This is a genomic window from Pseudomonas sp. Y39-6, assembly GCF_023651955.1.
GTDB lineage: Bacteria > Pseudomonadota > Gammaproteobacteria > Pseudomonadales > Pseudomonadaceae > Aquipseudomonas > Aquipseudomonas veronii.
In genome coordinates, this window is record NZ_CP069594.1 from 6,328,520 (window position 1) to 6,344,221 (window position 15,702).

Here is a 15,702-nt window from a genome sequence, read left to right on the forward strand (position 1 = left end):
AACGGTGACAGGGGCTTTTTTACAGCCGGGAATCAGAACTGCGATTGCAGGTAATTCTCCAGGCCGACCAGCTTGATCAGGCCCAGCTGCTTTTCCAGCCAGTAGGTGTGATCTTCTTCGGTGTCGGCCAACTGCACGCGCAGAATTTCACGGGTGACATAGTCGTTGTGCTGCTCGCACAGCTCGATGCCCTTGCACAGCGCGGCACGGACCTTGTTCTCGAGGCGCAGGTCAGCGGCGAGCATCTCAGGCACCGTTGTGCCTACGTCCAAGTCGTCGGGACGCATGCGTGGCGTGCCTTCGAGCATCAGGATACGGCGCATCAGTGCGTCGGCGTGCTGGGTCTCTTCTTCCATCTCGTGGTTGATACGCTCGTAGAGCTCGGTAAAGCCCCAGTCTTCGTACATACGCGAATGGATGAAATATTGGTCACGAGCCGCGAGTTCGCCCGTCAGCAACGTGTTGAGGTAATCGATTACGTCGGGGTGACCTTGCATCGCCCTACATCTCCCTGCTTGAAAGTCTTTAGTTTGAACCATGCTGACCCATAGGTCACGGAGCCAACGGCAGAAAAGTGAAGATTTCCTGAGAAAAGCGGCTGAATTAACGCAAAAACCGCCCAAATGAGGGCGGTTCTACTTATCGTTTAGAGTCAGTTAATCGATACACCCAGCGCCTTTGCGATTGCTTCTCCATAAGCCGGATCGGCTTTGAAGAAGTGCTGCAACTGACGCTGGACCACATCACTGGAAACCCCCGCCATGGCGCCGGCGATGTTGCCGGTGAGCAAGGCTTTCTGCTCATCGTTCATCAGGCGGAACAGCGCACCGGCGTGGCTGTAATAGTCGGTGTCTTCGCGGTGATCGTAACGATCCGCGGCACCGCTCAGGGCCAATGCGGGCTCGGCGTACTGTGGCGCTTGTTTCGGCGCGTCGGCGTAGCTGTTTGGCTCATAGTTGGGCGCCCCACCGCCGTTGCTGCCGAAGGCCATCGAGCCATCACGCTGGTAGCTGTTGACCGGGCTACGTGGGGCATTCACCGGCAATTGCTGGTGGTTGGTGCCGATACGGTAGCGGTGGGCATCTGCGTAAGCGAAGACGCGACCTTGCAGCATGCGGTCCGGCGACAGGCCAACACCCGGGACCATGTTGCTCGGGCCGAACGCCGCTTGTTCCACTTCGGCGAAGTAGTTCTGCGGATTACGGTTGAGCTCCAGTTCACCGACTTCGATCAGCGGGAACTCCTTCTGCGACCAGGTTTTGGTCACGTCAAAGGGGTTCTCGTAATGTGCGTTGGCCTGGGCCTCGGTCATGATCTGAATGCAGACGCGCCATTTCGGGAAATCCCCGCGCTCGATCGCACCAAACAGATCGCGCTGTGCGTAATCAGGGTCGGTACCGGCCAAACGTGCCGCCTCGGCCGGTGCCAGGTTCTTGATGCCTTGCTTGGTCTTGTAGTGCCACTTCACCCAGTGCCGCTCGCCCTTGGCGTTGATCAAGCTGTAGGTGTGGCTACCGAAGCCGTGCATGTGGCGGTAACCGTCAGGGATACCACGATCGGAAAACAGGATGGTGACCTGGTGCAGCGCCTCCGGGGAGTGCGACCAGAAATCCCACATCATCTGCGCGCTTTTCAGATTGCTTTGCGGCAGGCGTTTTTGAGTGTGGATGAAATCAGGGAACTTGAGTGGGTCGCGGATGAAGAACACCGGGGTGTTGTTACCGACGATGTCCCAGTTGCCTTCTTCGGTGTAGAACTTCAAGGCAAAGCCACGAGGGTCGCGCTCGGTATCCGCCGAACCACGTTCGCCACCGACCGTGGAGAAACGCAGAAAGGTCGGCGTTTGTTTACCAACGGCCTCGAACAGCTTGGCGCTGGTGTACTGAGTAATGTCCCGGGTGACGGTGAACGTGCCGTAAGCACCCGAACCTTTGGCGTGTACGCGACGCTCAGGGATGTTTTCGCGGTTGAAGTGAGCGAGCTTCTCGATCAGGTGAAAATCATCGAGCAACAACGGGCCACGCGGGCCGGCGGAACGGGAGTTCTGGTTATCCGCCACGGGAGCGCCGCTGGCGGTGGTAAGAATTTTGTTCTGGCTCATGTTCAATCTTCCTCAGGTCGGACTTGGAACTGCCGGCTAATCGGCTTGCAGTGAGTATTGATCATCAACATGACGTCTACAAATTCATTAAATTGTGGACATCAATAGAAAATTACTACCAATACACCCGACGCCCATAATGCCGCGGCCAGATCGATGCACGCTTGTATCCATGGCGCTTTTCTTACGCGCACAAAAAACCGGGCGCTAGGCCCGGTTCTTCGTTACAGACTGTCGTCTTACTCGGCGCTTACAGCTTCGCCGGCAGTAGCACGATCAACCAACTCGACATACGCCATAGGCGCGTTGTCGCCAGCGCGGAAACCGCACTTGAGGATGCGCAGGTAGCCACCCTCACGGGTAGCGTAACGCTTGCCCAGGTCGTTGAAGAGCTTACCAACGATAGCTTTCGAACGAGTACGGTCGAAGGCCAGACGGCGGTTAGCCAGGCTGTCTGTCTTAGCCAAAGTGATCAGCGGCTCAGCAACGCGACGCAGTTCTTTAGCTTTCGGCAGTGTAGTTTTGATCAGCTCGTGCTCGAACAGCGACACCGCCATGTTTTGGAACATGGCCTTACGGTGCGAGCTGGTACGGCTCAGGTGACGTCCACTTTTACGATGACGCATGGTTCATTCCTTACCAAACTCACGTTCGGTGATTACGACGATCAGGCAGTCGCCTTGTCGTCCTTCTTAAGACTTGCAGGCGGCCAGTTGTCGAGGCGCATGCCGAGGGACAGACCGCGGGAGGCCAGAACGTCCTTGATTTCAGTCAAGGATTTCTTGCCCAGGTTCGGAGTCTTCAACAGTTCTACTTCGGTACGCTGAATCAGGTCGCCGATGTAGTAAATGTTTTCCGCCTTAAGGCAGTTAGCCGAACGTACAGTCAGTTCCAGATCGTCAACCGGGCGAAGCAGGATCGGATCGATCTCGTCTTCCTGCTCGATTACCACTGGTTCGCTGTCGCCTTTGAGGTCGACGAACGCAGCCAACTGCTGTTGCAGAATGGTTGCAGCGCGACGGATTGCCTCTTCAGGGTCCAGAGTACCGTTGGTTTCCAGATCAATAACCAGCTTGTCCAGGTTAGTACGCTGCTCGACACGGGCGTTTTCCACCACGTATGCGATGCGGCGAACCGGGCTGAACGAAGAGTCAAGCTGCAAGCGACCAATGCTGCGGCTTTCGTCTTCATCGCTCTGACGCGAGTCGGCCGGTTCATAACCACGACCACGAGCTACAGTGAGCTTCATGTTCAGGGCGCCGTTAGACGCCAGGTTAGCGATTACGTGATCGGGGTTAACGATCTCGACATCATGATCCAGCTGAATATCGGCAGCGGTAACCACCCCCGAACCCTTCTTCGACAAGGTCAGCGTAACTTCGTCACGGCCGTGCAGCTTGATAGCCAGACCTTTAAGGTTCAACAGGATTTCAATTACGTCTTCCTGTACACCTTCGATGGCGCTGTACTCGTGGAGCACACCGTCAATCTCGGCCTCGACTACTGCACAGCCGGGCATTGAGGACAACAGGATGCGGCGCAGCGCGTTGCCCAGGGTGTGGCCAAAACCACGCTCGAGAGGCTCGAGTGTGATTTTGGCGCGGGTTGGACTGACAACCTGCACATCAATGTGGCGGGGTGTCAGGAACTCATTTACCGAAATCTGCATGGATGCACCTATTTTCTAGCCCTTACTTGGAGTAGAGCTCGACAATCAGGCTTTCGTTGATGTCGGCGGACAGATCACTGCGAGCTGGAACGTTCTTGAAAACGCCCGACTTCTTCTCAGTGTCTACTTCTACCCATTCTACGCGGCCACGTTGGGCACACAGATCGAGAGCTTGGACAATGCGAAGTTGGTTTTTTGCTTTCTCGCGAACAGCGACCACGTCACCAGCACGAACCTGGTAGGACGGAACGTTTACGGTCTGGCCGTTAACGCTGATCGACTTGTGCGATACCAACTGACGGGATTCGGCACGAGTAGAACCAAAGCCCATACGGTATACAACGTTGTCCAGACGGCATTCGAGCAGTTGCAGCAGGTTTTCACCGGTTGCACCTTTCTTGCCAGCAGCTTCTTTGTAGTAGCCGCTGAACTGACGCTCGAGAACGCCGTAGATACGACGGACCTTCTGCTTTTCACGCAGTTGGGTGCCGTAATCGGACTGGCGACCGCGGCGTTGGCCGTGGATACCAGGTGCTGCTTCAATGTTGCACTTCGATTCGATCGCGCGCACGCCGCTCTTCAGGAAGAGATCGGTGCCTTCGCGACGAGCGAGTTTGCATTTTGGACCAATGTAACGAGCCATTCTTTACAATCTCCTGGATTACACGCGGCGCTTCTTCGGCGGACGGCACCCGTTGTGCGGGATTGGCGTCACGTCGGTGATGCTGGCGATCTTATAGCCACAGCCGTTCAAAGCACGGACAGCGGACTCACGACCTGGACCTGGACCTTTGACGTTAACGTCGAGGTTTTTCAGGCCGTATTCCAGCGCAGCTTGACCAGCACGTTCAGCAGCTACTTGAGCAGCGAACGGGGTGGACTTGCGGGAACCGCGGAAACCCGAACCACCGGAGGTAGCCCAAGAAAGCGCGTTACCTTGACGGTCGGTGATGGTCACGATGGTGTTGTTAAAAGAAGCATGGATGTGGGCGATGCCATCAACCACTGTCTTTTTAACTTTTTTACGAGGACGAGCAGCAGGTTTTGCCATGATAATTTTCCTGTCGATTCGCGGGGGCGATTACTTGCGGATCGGCTTACGCGGACCTTTACGGGTACGCGCGTTAGTCTTGGTACGCTGACCGCGTACTGGAAGACCACGACGATGACGCAGACCGCGATAGCAACCGAGGTCCATCAAACGCTTGATTTTCATGTTGATTTCGCGACGCAGGTCACCTTCAGTGGTGAACTTCGCCACTTCGCCACGCAGCAATTCAACCTGCTCGTCGCTCAGATCCTTGATCTTAGCGGCTGGGTTTACCCCAGCGACCGCGCAAATTTTCTGCGCAGTAGTGCGACCAACACCATAGATGTAGGTCAGCGAGATAACAGTGTGCTTGTTATCTGGAATGTTAACGCCTGCAATACGGGCCATTCAGTGGGACTCCAATTGACAGCTACCTACGCCCCGGAAGCCAAGAAATAGGGCGCGAGATAATATCGCTGTAATAACAAATAATCAACCCGGCAGCGCACTAGCTGCCGGGCTTCAAGCGGATCACACTCAGCCTTGGCGCTGTTTGTGACGCGGTTCCGCGCTGCAAATTACTCGAACAACACCTTCGCGGCGAATAATCTTGCAGTTACGGCACAGCTTTTTCACCGATGCACGAACTTTCATCACCAACTCCTCGAACCTTATGGGTACTCAGCGCAACATGCCGCTGCCGTAACCCTTCAGGTTGGCTTTCTTCATCAGGGATTCGTACTGGTGCGAAACGAGGTGCGATTGTACTTGGGACATGAAGTCCATCACAACCACGACCACGATCAGCAACGAGGTCCCGCCAAGGTAGAACGGAACGTTTGCTGCAACCACCAGGAACTGGGGCAACAAGCACACGGCCGTCATATATAGAGCACCGAACAGGGTCAAACGAGTCAGAACGCCATCAATGTAGCGTGCAGACTGCTCACCTGGACGGATGCCCGGAATAAAGGCACCGGACTTCTTCAGGTTTTCCGCTACGTCTTTCGGATTGAACATCAACGCCGTATAGAAGAAGCAGAAGAAAATAATCCCTGCACTAAACAGCAGAATATTCAACGGCTGACCAGGAGCGATCGACTGAGAGAGGTCCTGCAGCCAGCCCATGTTTTCAGACTGACCAAACCAGGTACCCAACGAAGCCGGAAACAGCAAGATGCTGCTCGCGAAAATCGCCGGAATAACACCGGCCATATTCACTTTCAGCGGCAAGTGGCTGGTCTGCGCGGCAAAGACCTTGCGGCCCTGCTGACGCTTGGCGTAGTGAACAGCAATACGACGCTGGCCACGCTCAATGAACACCACAAAACCGATAATCGCTACTGCCAGCAAACCGATGGCAACCAGGGCGAAAATGTTGATATCACCCTGACGTGCAGACTCGAAAGACTGCCCGATCGCTCTCGGAAGACCGGCGACGATACCTGCGAAAATCAACATCGAGATACCGTTACCAACACCACGCTCAGTAATCTGCTCACCCAGCCACATCATGAACATCGCACCAGCCACAAACGTGGATACCGCGACGAAATGGAAGCCAAAGTCACCAGTGAACGCAACACCCTGCCCCGCCAGGCCAACGGACATGCCGATAGCTTGAACCAGGGCGAGGATGACAGTGCCGTAGCGGGTGTACTGGCTAATCTTGCGACGGCCAGCTTCACCTTCCTTCTTCAACTGCTCCAGCTGCGGGCTGACGGCGGTCATCAGTTGCATGATGATCGATGCCGAAATGTACGGCATGATCCCCAGTGCAAAGATGCTCATCCGTTCCAGCGCGCCGCCGGAAAACATGTTGAACAAGCTAAGAATGGTCCCCTCATTCTGTCGAAACAGGTCTGCGAGTCGGTCCGGGTTGATACCTGGAACCGGGATGTGTGCGCCTATTCGGTAGACGATAATCGCCAGGAACAGAAAACGCAGACGAGCCCAAAGTTCAGACATACCGCCTTTGCCGAGCGCTGAGAGAGCACCTTGCTTAGCCATTTATTCCTCGAACTTGCCGCCAGCTGCTTCGATAGCCGAACGCGCACCTTTGGTGGCGCCGATTCCCTTGCCGATAGTGACAGCGCGAGTCACTTCACCGGACAGCATGATTTTCACACGCTGTACGTTGACGTTGATCACGTTGGCATCTTTCAGGGTCTGCACAGTAACGATGTCGCCTTCCACTTTAGCCAGCTCGGACAGACGCACTTCTGCGCGGTCCATGGCCTTCAGGGATACGAAACCGAACTTAGGCAGGCGACGATGCAGCGGCTGTTGACCGCCTTCAAAGCCTGGAGCAATGGTGCCACCGGAGCGGGAGGTTTGACCTTTGTGGCCACGGCCACCAGTCTTACCCAAACCGCTACCGATACCACGGCCCGGACGATGCTTTTCGCGACGGGAACCCGGCGCTGGACTCAGATCATTGAGTTTCATCGATTAACCCTCGACACGCAGCATGTAGTAAGCCTTGTTGATCATCCCGCGATTCTCGGGAGTATCCTGGACTTCTACAGTGTGACCGATGCGACGCAGACCCAAACCCTTAACGCACAATTTGTGGTTAGGGATGCGGCCGGTCATGCTTTTGATCAGCGTTACTTTAACGGTAGCCATGATCAGAAGATCTCCTTGACGCTTTTGCCACGCTTGGCGGCAATGGATTCAGGAGACTGCATTGCTTTCAAACCCTTGAAAGTGGCGTGAACCACGTTTACTGGGTTAGTCGAGCCGTAGCACTTGGCCAGAACGTTCTGAACGCCAGCAACTTCGAGGACAGCACGCATAGCGCCGCCAGCGATGATACCGGTACCTTCAGAAGCAGGCTGCATGTACACCTTCGAAGCGCCATGGGCGGACTTCATTGCGTACTGCAGAGTGGTGCCGTTCAGATCAACTTGGATCATGTTGCGACGAGCAGCTTCCATTGCCTTCTGGATCGCAGCAGGCACTTCACGTGACTTGCCACGGCCGAAGCCAACGCGCCCTTTACCATCACCCACCACGGTCAACGCGGTGAAAGTGAAGATACGGCCGCCTTTAACGGTTTTGGCTACGCGGTTAACTTGAACCAGCTTCTCAATGTAGCCTTCGTCGCGCTTTTGGTCGTTATTTGACATAACTTAGAACTCCAGCCCAGCTTCACGAGCAGCATCAGCCAGCGCCTTGACGCGACCGTGATACTTGAAGCCAGAGCGGTCGAAAGCCACCTGCGAGACGCCAGCGGCTTTAGCACGCGTAGCGACCAGCTGGCCAACCTTAGTGGCCGCGTCGATGTTGCCGGTGGCACCATCACGCAGTTCTTTATCCAAAGTCGAGGCGCTTGCCAGGACTTTGTTGCCGTCGGCCGAGATGACCTGGGCGTAGATGTGCTGCGACGAGCGGAACACGCAGAGACGCACGACTTCGAGTTCGTGCATTTTCAGGCGTGCTTTGCGAGCGCGACGCAGTCGAGTAACTTTTTTGTCGGTCATTTGCTATGCCCTACTTCTTCTTGGCTTCTTTACGACGGACGACTTCGTCCGCGTAGCGCACACCTTTGCCTTTGTACGGCTCTGGTGGACGGAAGTCGCGGATCTCAGCGGCCACCTGACCTACCAGCTGCTTATCGATGCCCTTGATCAGGATATCGGTTTGGCTAGGGGTCTCAGCGGTGATGCCTTCCGGCAGTTCGTAATCCACTGGGTGCGAGAAGCCAAGGGCCAGGTTCAAAACCGTGCCTTTTGCTTGCGCTTTGTAACCAACACCGACCAGCTGGAGCTTACGCTCGAAGCCTTGGCTTACGCCTTGGACCATGTTGTTTACCAACGCACGCGTGGTACCGGCCATTGCGCGAGTTTGTTGATCGCCATTGCGAGCAGCGAAACGCAGCTCACCAGCTTCTTCAACGATCTCAACGGACGAATGGATGTTCAGTTCAAGAGTACCCTTGGCACCCTTCACCGAAAGCTGTTGGCCTGCGAATTTTACTTCGACACCGGCTGGCAGCTTAACGGGGTTCTTAGCGACGCGAGACATGCTTATCCCCCCTTAGAACACAGTGCAAAGAACTTCGCCGCCGACACCGGCAGCGCGCGCAGCACGATCCGTCATCACACCTTTGTTGGTGGAGACGATAGACACGCCAAGACCGCCACGAACTTTCGGCAGATCTTCAACGGACTTGTACTGACGCAGGCCTGGACGGCTAACGCGCTTCACTTCCTCGATGACCGGACGGCCTTCGAAGTACTTCAGCTCGATGGACAGCAGTGGTTTGATTTCGCTGCTGATCTGATAACCCGCAATGTAGCCTTCGTCTTTCAGGACTTTGGCAACAGCTACCTTCAACGTGGAAGATGGCATGCTTACGACGGACTTTTCAGCCATCTGGGCATTACGGATACGAGTTAGCATGTCCGCTAACGGGTCCTGCATACTCATGGGCTAGACGCTCCTAATACAAAAAAATTAGCCTTGCGGCTACATATGTCGCTGAGTATCTCCGGGCATAGAAAACACGGGCTCAGGCGAGCCGGGTATTCTAGACACACTCCGGAAATGAAACAAGCCCCAAAAGGGGCTTGTTCCAGATTCAAGGTACCGGCGGTCAGTATCTTGCGATTCAGACCGTCCGGACTTTGAAAGTACTTACCAGCTGGCTTTAACCAGACCTGGTACGTCACCACGCATTGCCGCTTCACGCAGTTTGTTACGGCCGAGGCCGAACTTGCGGTAAACGCCGTGTGGACGACCGGTCAGGCGGCAGCGGTTACGCATGCGCGAGGCGCTTGCGTCACGTGGCTGCTTCTGCAGAGCTACTGTGGCTTCCCAACGTGCTTCTGGACTTGCGTTCAGATCAACGATGATTGCTTTCAGTGCTGCACGCTTCTTGGCGTACTTGGCAACCGTGAGCTGACGTTTCAGCTCGCGGTTTTTCATGCTCATCTTGGCCATGGTCCTACTCCAATCAGTTGCGGAACGGGAATTTGAAAGCACGCAACAGGGCGCGACCTTCATCATCGTTCTTGGCAGTGGTGGTCAGGGTGATGTCCAGACCGCGGAGAGCATCGATCTTGTCGTAGTCGATTTCCGGGAAGATGATCTGCTCTTTCACGCCCATGCTGTAGTTACCACGACCATCGAAGGACTTGGCATTCAGGCCGCGGAAGTCGCGGACCCGAGGCAGGGAGATCGACAGCAGACGATCCAGGAATTCGTACATACGCTCACGGCGCAGAGTCACTTTGACGCCGATCGGCCAACCTTCACGGACTTTAAAGCCAGCGATGGATTTCCGAGCGTAAGTCACAACGACTTTTTGACCGGTGATCTTTTCCAGGTCAGCAACAGCGTGCTCGATGACTTTTTTGTCGCCGATCGCTTCGCCCAGACCCATGTTCAGGGTGATTTTGGTAACGCGCGGAACTTCCATCACGTTCCCGAGCTTAAGTTCTTCCTTAAGCTTGGGGGCGATTTCCTTCCGGTAAATCTCTTGTAGTCGTGCCATGGTCTTATCTACCTAGCAGTGTTCAAGCATCAACCGCTTTTTGGGTCGACTTGAAGACACGAATTTTCTTACCGTCTTCTACTTTGAAACCAACGCGGTCAGCCTTGTTGGTTTCGCCGTTGAAGATGGCGACGTTAGAAGCGTGCAGTGGCGCTTCTTTCTCGACGATACCGCCTTGTACGCCCGACATAGGGTTAGGCTTGGTATGACGCTTGACCAGGTTCAGACCACCGACGACCAGACGGTCGTCAGCGAGAACCTTCAGCACCTTACCGCGCTTACCTTTGTCTTTGCCGGCGATCACGATGATCTCGTCGTCACGACGAATCTTTTGCATGTCGGATCTCCTTACAGCACTTCTGGGGCGAGCGAGACGATCTTCATGAACTTCTCAGTACGAAGTTCACGCGTCACTGGCCCAAAGATACGGGTGCCGATCGGCTCTTGCTTGTTGTTCAGAAGAACAGCAGCGTTGCCATCAAAGCGGATAATGGAGCCATCTGCACGGCGAACGCCGTGACGAGTGCGGACTACAACAGCAGTCATCACTTGGCCTTTTTTCACTTTACCGCGAGGAATTGCTTCCTTCACGGTAACTTTGATGATGTCACCGATACCAGCGTAACGACGATGGGAGCCACCCAGCACCTTGATGCACATAACACGGCGAGCGCCGCTGTTATCGGCCACATCGAGCATGGATTGAGTCTGAATCATATAATTTCTCCGACCCCTAGTCCTTAGACTTCCACAGCGCGTTCGAGAACATCAACCAGTGCCCAAGACTTGGTCTTGGCCAGCGGACGAGTTTCACGAATAGTGACTTTGTCGCCGATGTGGCACTGGTTGGTTTCGTCGTGCGCGTGCAGCTTAGTCGAACGCTTAACATATTTACCGTAGATCGGGTGCTTAACGCGACGCTCGATCAAAACGGTGATGGTTTTGTCCATCTTGTCGCTGACAACACGGCCAGTCAGCGTACGGACAGTCTTTTCGGCTTCAGCCATGATCACTTACCTGCCTGCTGGTTGAGCACAGTCTTCACGCGAGCGATGTCACGCTTAACTTGCGAGAGCAGATGAGACTGCCCCAACTGGCCAGTTGCTTTCTGCATGCGCAGATTGAACTGGTCGCGCAGCAGGCCGAGCAGTTGCTCGTTCAGCTGCTGTGCGGATTTTTCACGAAGTTCATTCGCTTTCATCACATCACCGTCCGTTTAACAAAGGCGGTGGCGAGCGGCAGCTTTGCAGCAGCCAGGGCAAAAGCCTCACGCGCCAGCTCTTCAGTTACACCCTCGATTTCATACAGGACTTTGCCTGGCTGAATCTGGGCTACCCAGTATTCCACGTTACCCTTACCTTTACCCATCCGAACTTCGAGGGGCTTTTTGGAGATCGGCTTGTCCGGGAATACACGGATCCAGATCTTGCCGCCACGTTTTACGTGACGGGTCAGAGCACGACGCGCTGACTCGATCTGACGAGCGGTGAGACGACCACGAGCTACAGACTTCAGCGCGAATTCGCCGAAGCTGACTTTGCTACCGCGCTGAGCCAGACCACGGTTGTGGCCTGTCATCTGCTTGCGGAACTTCGTACGCTTTGGTTGCAACATTTGGCGTACCCCTTACTTAGCAGCTTTTTTACGAGGCGCTGGTGCTTGTGGTTTCAGTTCTTCTTGGCGACCACCAATTACTTCGCCTTTGAAGATCCAAACCTTTACACCGATCACACCATAAGTGGTGTGAGCTTCGTAGTTGGCATAGTCGATGTCGGCACGCAGGGTGTGCAGTGGCACACGACCTTCGCGATACCATTCAGTACGTGCGATTTCAGCACCGCCGAGACGACCGCTCACTTGGATTTTGATGCCTTTGGCACCAATACGCATGGCGTTCTGTACGGCGCGCTTCATAGCGCGACGGAACATGACGCGACGCTCCAGCTGCTGAGCTACGCTCTGCGCAACCAGCATACCGTCGAGCTCCGGCTTGCGGATCTCTTCGATATTGATGTGCACAGGCACACCCATTTGCTTGGTCAGGTCCTGACGCAGTTTCTCAACATCTTCACCTTTCTTCCCGATAACGATACCTGGACGAGCGGTGTGGATGGTGATACGTGCAGTTTGTGCCGGACGATGGATATCGATACGGCTTACGGACGCGCTTTTTAGTTTGTCTTGGAGATACTCACGCACCTTCAGATCAGCGAACAAATAGTCCGCATAAGTCCGACCGTCTGCGTACCAGACGGAGGTGTGCTCCTTGACGATTCCCAGGCGAATGCCAATGGGATGTACTTTCTGACCCATCTCTTCGACTCCGTTACTTGTCAGCAACCTTGACAGTGATATGGCAAGACCGCTTGACGATGCGATCAGCACGGCCTTTGGCACGCGGCATGATACGCTTCAGCGAACGCCCTTCGTTGACGAAAACGGTGCTGACCTTCAGGTCATCAACGTCTGCGCCTTCGTTATGCTCGGCGTTGGCTACGGCCGACTCCAGCACTTTCTTCATGATCTCGGCGGCTTTCTTACTGCTGAAAGCCAACAGGTTGAGCGCTTCGCCCACCTTCTTCCCGCGGATCTGGTCGGCGACCAAGCGGGCTTTCTGGGCGGAGATTCGAGCGCCCGACAACTTAGCGGCTACTTCCATTTCCTTACCCCTTAACGCTTGGCTTTCTTGTCTGCCACGTGCCCACGATAAGTGCGGGTACCGGCAAACTCGCCTAGTTTGTGGCCGACCATGTCTTCGTTAACGAGAACTGGGACGTGTTGACGACCGTTGTGTACTGCGATGGTCAGACCGACCATTTGTGGCAGGATCATCGAACGACGCGACCAGGTCTTAACTGGTTTGCGATCGTTCTTTTCCGCCGCCACTTCGATCTTCTTCAGTAGGTGAAGATCAATAAAAGGACCTTTTTTCAGAGAACGTGGCACTGTCGTATCCCTCTATTTACTTGCGACGACGGACGATCATTTTGTCGGTACGCTTATTACCACGAGTCTTCGCGCCCTTAGTCGGGAAGCCCCATGGCGATACCGGATGACGACCACCAGAGGTACGACCTTCACCACCACCGTGTGGGTGGTCAACCGGGTTCATGGCAACACCACGAACGGTTGGGCGAACGCCACGCCAGCGTTTGGCACCAGCTTTACCCAGCGAACGCAGGCTGTGCTCGGAGTTCGAGACTTCACCCAGGGTCGCGCGGCATTCAGCCAGCACTTTACGCATCTCACCAGAACGCAGACGCAGGGTCACGTAGACACCTTCACGAGCGATCAGCTGAGCCGAAGCACCAGCGGAACGAGCGATTTGCGCGCCTTTACCTGGCTTCAATTCGATGCCGTGTACGGTGCTACCAACTGGAATGTTACGCAGTTGCAGAGCGTTGCCCGGCTTGATCGGTGCCAGAGCACCTGCGATCAGCTGGTCACCAGCACTCACGCCTTTAGGGGCGATGATGTAGCGACGCTCGCCATCTGCGTACAACAGCAGAGCGATGTGAGCAGTACGGTTTGGATCGTATTCGATACGCTCGACAGTGGCAGCGATGCCATCTTTGTCGTTGCGACGGAAGTCGACCAGACGATAATGCTGTTTATGGCCACCACCGATGTGACGAGTGGTAATGCGACCATTGTTGTTACGACCACCAGTCTTCGATTTCTTCTCGAGCAGCGGTGCGTGAGGAGCGCCTTTATGCAGCTCCTGGTTGACCACCTTGACCACAAAACGGCGGCCAGGGGAAGTCGGTTTGCATTTAACGATTGCCATGATGCACCCCTTCCTTACTCAGCACTGCTGCTGAAATCGAGATCTTGGCCTGGCTGAAGGGAGATAACTGCCTTCTTCCAGTCATTACGCTTGCCCAGACCGCGAGCAGTGCGCTTGCTCTTACCCAGAACATTCAGGGTAGTAACACGCTCTACTTTCACGCTGAACAGGCTTTCGACGGCCTTCTTGATTTCCAGCTTGGTTGCGTCAGTTGCAACCTTGAAAACGAACTGGCCTTTCTTGTCAGCCAGAACCGTAGCCTTTTCGGAAACGTGCGGGCCAAGCAGAACTTTAAATACGCGTTCCTGGTTCATCCCAGCAGCTCCTCGAATTTCTTCACGGCCGACACGGTGATCAACACCTTGTCGTATGCGATCAGACTAACTGGATCGGAACCTTGCACGTCACGTACATCAACGTGTGGCAGGTTGCGAGCAGCCAGGTACAGGTTCTGATCAACAGCTTCAGACACGATCAAGACGTCAGTCAGGCCCATGCCGTTCAGCTTGTTCAGCAGATCTTTGGTTTTCGGTGCTTCAACAGCGAAGTCCTGAACCACGACCAGACGATCAGTACGCACGAGTTCAGCAAGGATGGAGCGCAGTGCTGCGCGGTACATCTTCTTGTTGAGCTTCTGAGTGTGATCCTGCGGACGAGCTGCGAAAGTGGTACCGCCGCCGCGCCAGATTGGGCTACGGATAGTACCGGCACGAGCACGGCCAGTACCTTTCTGACGCCAAGGGCGCTTACCGCCACCACGAACGTCGGAACGGGTCTTTTGCTGCTTGCTACCTTGACGGCCGCCGGCCATGTAGGCCACGACTGCTTGGTGAACGAGCGTCTCGTTGAATTCGCCGCCAAATGTCAGTTCGGAAACTTCGATCGCTTGAGCGTCATTTACATTTAATTGCATGTCAGCTTCCCCTTAACCGCGAGCCTTGGCCGCTGGACGTACAACCAGGTTGCCGCCAGTAGCGCCAGGAACAGCACCCTTGACCAACAACAGATTGCGTTCAGCGTCGACGCGCACTACTTCGAGGGACTGCACGGTCACGCGCTCAGCGCCCATATGACCGGACATTTTTTTGCCCTTGAATACACGACCAGGAGTCTGGCACTGGCCAATAGAGCCCGGGACGCGGTGGGAAACGGAGTTACCGTGAGTGTTGTCTTGGCCACGGAAATTCCAACGCTTGATCGTACCCTGGAAGCCTTTACCCTTGGACTGACCGGTTACATCAACCAGTTGACCAGCGGCGAAGATTTCAGCGTTGATCAGATCGCCAGCCTGGTAGTCGCCTTCTTCAAGACGGAACTCCATAACAGTGCGACCAGCTGCAACGTTTGCTTTAGCGAAGTGACCTGCTTGAGCAGCAGTCACGCGCGAAGCACGACGCTCGCCGACAGTGACTTGCACTGCACGATAGCCATCGGTTTCTTCAGTTTTGAACTGGGTGACGCGATTCGGTTCGATCTCAATGACCGTGACCGGAATGGAGACACCTTCTTCGGTGAAAATACGGGTCATACCGCATTTACGACCGACTACACCAATAGTCATGTTGTAAACCTCATGAGTGTACGGGGCTTTCACCCGCTATGGCCGCCCATTTCA

The 15,702-nt window shown here is 55.0% G+C and carries 29 protein-coding genes; all 29 read right to left on the reverse strand.

What is annotated here, in order from left to right; genetic code table 11:
• Positions 1 to 32 precede the first annotated feature (32 nt).
• Positions 33 to 497, reverse strand: a complete 465-nt coding sequence (bfr, locus tag JN756_RS28835) for a bacterioferritin (protein ID WP_017848805.1) — start codon at positions 495 to 497, stop codon at positions 33 to 35.
• A 155-nt stretch (positions 498 to 652) separates the two neighbouring features.
• A complete protein-coding gene (locus JN756_RS28840; RefSeq protein ID WP_017848804.1) occupies positions 653 to 2,101 on the reverse strand; it encodes a catalase in 1,449 nt (482 codons plus the stop codon).
• A 239-nt stretch (positions 2,102 to 2,340) separates the two neighbouring features.
• Positions 2,341 to 2,727 (reverse strand): 50S ribosomal protein L17, encoded by a 387-nt coding sequence (gene rplQ, locus JN756_RS28845; protein ID WP_003176402.1) that lies wholly within the window; start codon positions 2,725 to 2,727, stop codon positions 2,341 to 2,343.
• Positions 2,728 to 2,768: 41 nt separating this feature from the next.
• Positions 2,769 to 3,770 (reverse strand): DNA-directed RNA polymerase subunit alpha, encoded by a 1,002-nt coding sequence (locus JN756_RS28850; RefSeq protein WP_003176403.1) that lies wholly within the window; start codon positions 3,768 to 3,770, stop codon positions 2,769 to 2,771.
• A gap of 22 nt (positions 3,771 to 3,792) precedes the next feature.
• Positions 3,793 to 4,413, reverse strand: a complete 621-nt coding sequence (rpsD, locus tag JN756_RS28855; protein WP_003176404.1) for a 30S ribosomal protein S4 — start codon at positions 4,411 to 4,413, stop codon at positions 3,793 to 3,795.
• Positions 4,414 to 4,431: 18 nt separating this feature from the next.
• Positions 4,432 to 4,821, reverse strand: a complete 390-nt coding sequence (gene rpsK / locus JN756_RS28860) for a 30S ribosomal protein S11 (protein WP_002555466.1) — start codon at positions 4,819 to 4,821, stop codon at positions 4,432 to 4,434.
• A gap of 30 nt (positions 4,822 to 4,851) precedes the next feature.
• Positions 4,852 to 5,208 carry a 30S ribosomal protein S13 gene (rpsM, locus tag JN756_RS28865; RefSeq protein WP_017848803.1) on the reverse strand — a complete coding sequence of 119 codons (357 nt, stop codon included), beginning with the start codon at positions 5,206 to 5,208 and terminating at the stop codon, positions 4,852 to 4,854.
• Between the two features lie 129 nt (positions 5,209 to 5,337).
• Entirely contained in the window at positions 5,338 to 5,454 is a 117-nt protein-coding gene (gene rpmJ / locus JN756_RS28870; RefSeq protein ID WP_002555468.1) for a 50S ribosomal protein L36, read from the reverse strand.
• A gap of 27 nt (positions 5,455 to 5,481) precedes the next feature.
• Entirely contained in the window at positions 5,482 to 6,810 is a 1,329-nt protein-coding gene (gene secY / locus JN756_RS28875; RefSeq protein WP_003176406.1) for a preprotein translocase subunit SecY, read from the reverse strand.
• Positions 6,811 to 7,248, reverse strand: a complete 438-nt coding sequence (gene rplO, locus JN756_RS28880) for a 50S ribosomal protein L15 (RefSeq protein ID WP_003176407.1) — start codon at positions 7,246 to 7,248, stop codon at positions 6,811 to 6,813.
• A 3-nt stretch (positions 7,249 to 7,251) separates the two neighbouring features.
• The gene (rpmD, locus tag JN756_RS28885; protein WP_003176408.1) at positions 7,252 to 7,428 is read right to left on the reverse strand and encodes a 50S ribosomal protein L30; all 177 of its coding nucleotides are present in this window, start codon (positions 7,426 to 7,428) and stop codon (positions 7,252 to 7,254) included.
• A 2-nt stretch (positions 7,429 to 7,430) separates the two neighbouring features.
• The gene (gene rpsE / locus JN756_RS28890; RefSeq protein WP_003186035.1) at positions 7,431 to 7,931 is read right to left on the reverse strand and encodes a 30S ribosomal protein S5; all 501 of its coding nucleotides are present in this window, start codon (positions 7,929 to 7,931) and stop codon (positions 7,431 to 7,433) included.
• A gap of 3 nt (positions 7,932 to 7,934) precedes the next feature.
• Positions 7,935 to 8,285 (reverse strand): 50S ribosomal protein L18, encoded by a 351-nt coding sequence (rplR, locus tag JN756_RS28895; RefSeq protein WP_003186037.1) that lies wholly within the window; start codon positions 8,283 to 8,285, stop codon positions 7,935 to 7,937.
• Between the two features lie 10 nt (positions 8,286 to 8,295).
• On the reverse strand, positions 8,296 to 8,829 hold the full coding sequence (gene rplF, locus JN756_RS28900; RefSeq protein ID WP_003176412.1) for a 50S ribosomal protein L6: 534 nt from the start codon (positions 8,827 to 8,829) through the stop codon (positions 8,296 to 8,298).
• Between the two features lie 12 nt (positions 8,830 to 8,841).
• Complete coding sequence (gene rpsH, locus JN756_RS28905) at positions 8,842 to 9,234, reverse strand: 30S ribosomal protein S8 (RefSeq protein WP_017848802.1); 393 nt, start codon at positions 9,232 to 9,234, stop codon at positions 8,842 to 8,844.
• Between the two features lie 207 nt (positions 9,235 to 9,441).
• Positions 9,442 to 9,747: a 30S ribosomal protein S14 gene (rpsN, locus tag JN756_RS28910; RefSeq protein ID WP_003176414.1), complete on the reverse strand. Its 306-nt coding sequence runs from the start codon at positions 9,745 to 9,747 to the stop codon at positions 9,442 to 9,444.
• Positions 9,748 to 9,760: 13 nt separating this feature from the next.
• Positions 9,761 to 10,300 (reverse strand): 50S ribosomal protein L5, encoded by a 540-nt coding sequence (gene rplE, locus JN756_RS28915; protein ID WP_003194642.1) that lies wholly within the window; start codon positions 10,298 to 10,300, stop codon positions 9,761 to 9,763.
• A gap of 22 nt (positions 10,301 to 10,322) precedes the next feature.
• A complete protein-coding gene (gene rplX, locus JN756_RS28920) occupies positions 10,323 to 10,637 on the reverse strand; it encodes a 50S ribosomal protein L24 (protein WP_007896770.1) in 315 nt (104 codons plus the stop codon).
• A gap of 11 nt (positions 10,638 to 10,648) precedes the next feature.
• A complete protein-coding gene (gene rplN / locus JN756_RS28925) occupies positions 10,649 to 11,017 on the reverse strand; it encodes a 50S ribosomal protein L14 (RefSeq protein ID WP_002555479.1) in 369 nt (122 codons plus the stop codon).
• Positions 11,018 to 11,040: 23 nt separating this feature from the next.
• A complete protein-coding gene (gene rpsQ, locus JN756_RS28930; RefSeq protein ID WP_003176419.1) occupies positions 11,041 to 11,307 on the reverse strand; it encodes a 30S ribosomal protein S17 in 267 nt (88 codons plus the stop codon).
• A 2-nt stretch (positions 11,308 to 11,309) separates the two neighbouring features.
• On the reverse strand, positions 11,310 to 11,501 hold the full coding sequence (rpmC, locus tag JN756_RS28935; protein ID WP_002555481.1) for a 50S ribosomal protein L29: 192 nt from the start codon (positions 11,499 to 11,501) through the stop codon (positions 11,310 to 11,312).
• Positions 11,501 to 11,914 carry a 50S ribosomal protein L16 gene (gene rplP / locus JN756_RS28940; RefSeq protein ID WP_003232424.1) on the reverse strand — a complete coding sequence of 138 codons (414 nt, stop codon included), beginning with the start codon at positions 11,912 to 11,914 and terminating at the stop codon, positions 11,501 to 11,503. The genes rpmC and rplP overlap by 1 nt, the downstream gene beginning before the upstream one ends.
• Positions 11,915 to 11,926: 12 nt before the next feature.
• Positions 11,927 to 12,613 carry a 30S ribosomal protein S3 gene (rpsC, locus tag JN756_RS28945; RefSeq protein WP_003176422.1) on the reverse strand — a complete coding sequence of 229 codons (687 nt, stop codon included), beginning with the start codon at positions 12,611 to 12,613 and terminating at the stop codon, positions 11,927 to 11,929.
• Between the two features lie 13 nt (positions 12,614 to 12,626).
• A complete protein-coding gene (rplV, locus tag JN756_RS28950; protein ID WP_003103908.1) occupies positions 12,627 to 12,959 on the reverse strand; it encodes a 50S ribosomal protein L22 in 333 nt (110 codons plus the stop codon).
• 11 nt (positions 12,960 to 12,970) lie between these two features.
• Positions 12,971 to 13,246 (reverse strand): 30S ribosomal protein S19, encoded by a 276-nt coding sequence (gene rpsS / locus JN756_RS28955; RefSeq protein ID WP_002555486.1) that lies wholly within the window; start codon positions 13,244 to 13,246, stop codon positions 12,971 to 12,973.
• A 16-nt stretch (positions 13,247 to 13,262) separates the two neighbouring features.
• Entirely contained in the window at positions 13,263 to 14,087 is an 825-nt protein-coding gene (gene rplB, locus JN756_RS28960; protein WP_003210080.1) for a 50S ribosomal protein L2, read from the reverse strand.
• A 14-nt stretch (positions 14,088 to 14,101) separates the two neighbouring features.
• A complete protein-coding gene (rplW, locus tag JN756_RS28965) occupies positions 14,102 to 14,401 on the reverse strand; it encodes a 50S ribosomal protein L23 (RefSeq protein ID WP_002555488.1) in 300 nt (99 codons plus the stop codon).
• On the reverse strand, positions 14,398 to 15,000 hold the full coding sequence (rplD, locus tag JN756_RS28970) for a 50S ribosomal protein L4 (protein WP_003210082.1): 603 nt from the start codon (positions 14,998 to 15,000) through the stop codon (positions 14,398 to 14,400). Before rplD ends, rplW begins: the two co-directional genes overlap by 4 nt.
• 12 nt (positions 15,001 to 15,012) lie before the next feature.
• Positions 15,013 to 15,648, reverse strand: coding sequence for a 50S ribosomal protein L3 (gene rplC, locus JN756_RS28975; RefSeq protein WP_007253310.1), 636 nt, complete (start codon positions 15,646 to 15,648; stop codon positions 15,013 to 15,015).
• Between the last annotated feature and the right edge of the window lie 54 nt (positions 15,649 to 15,702).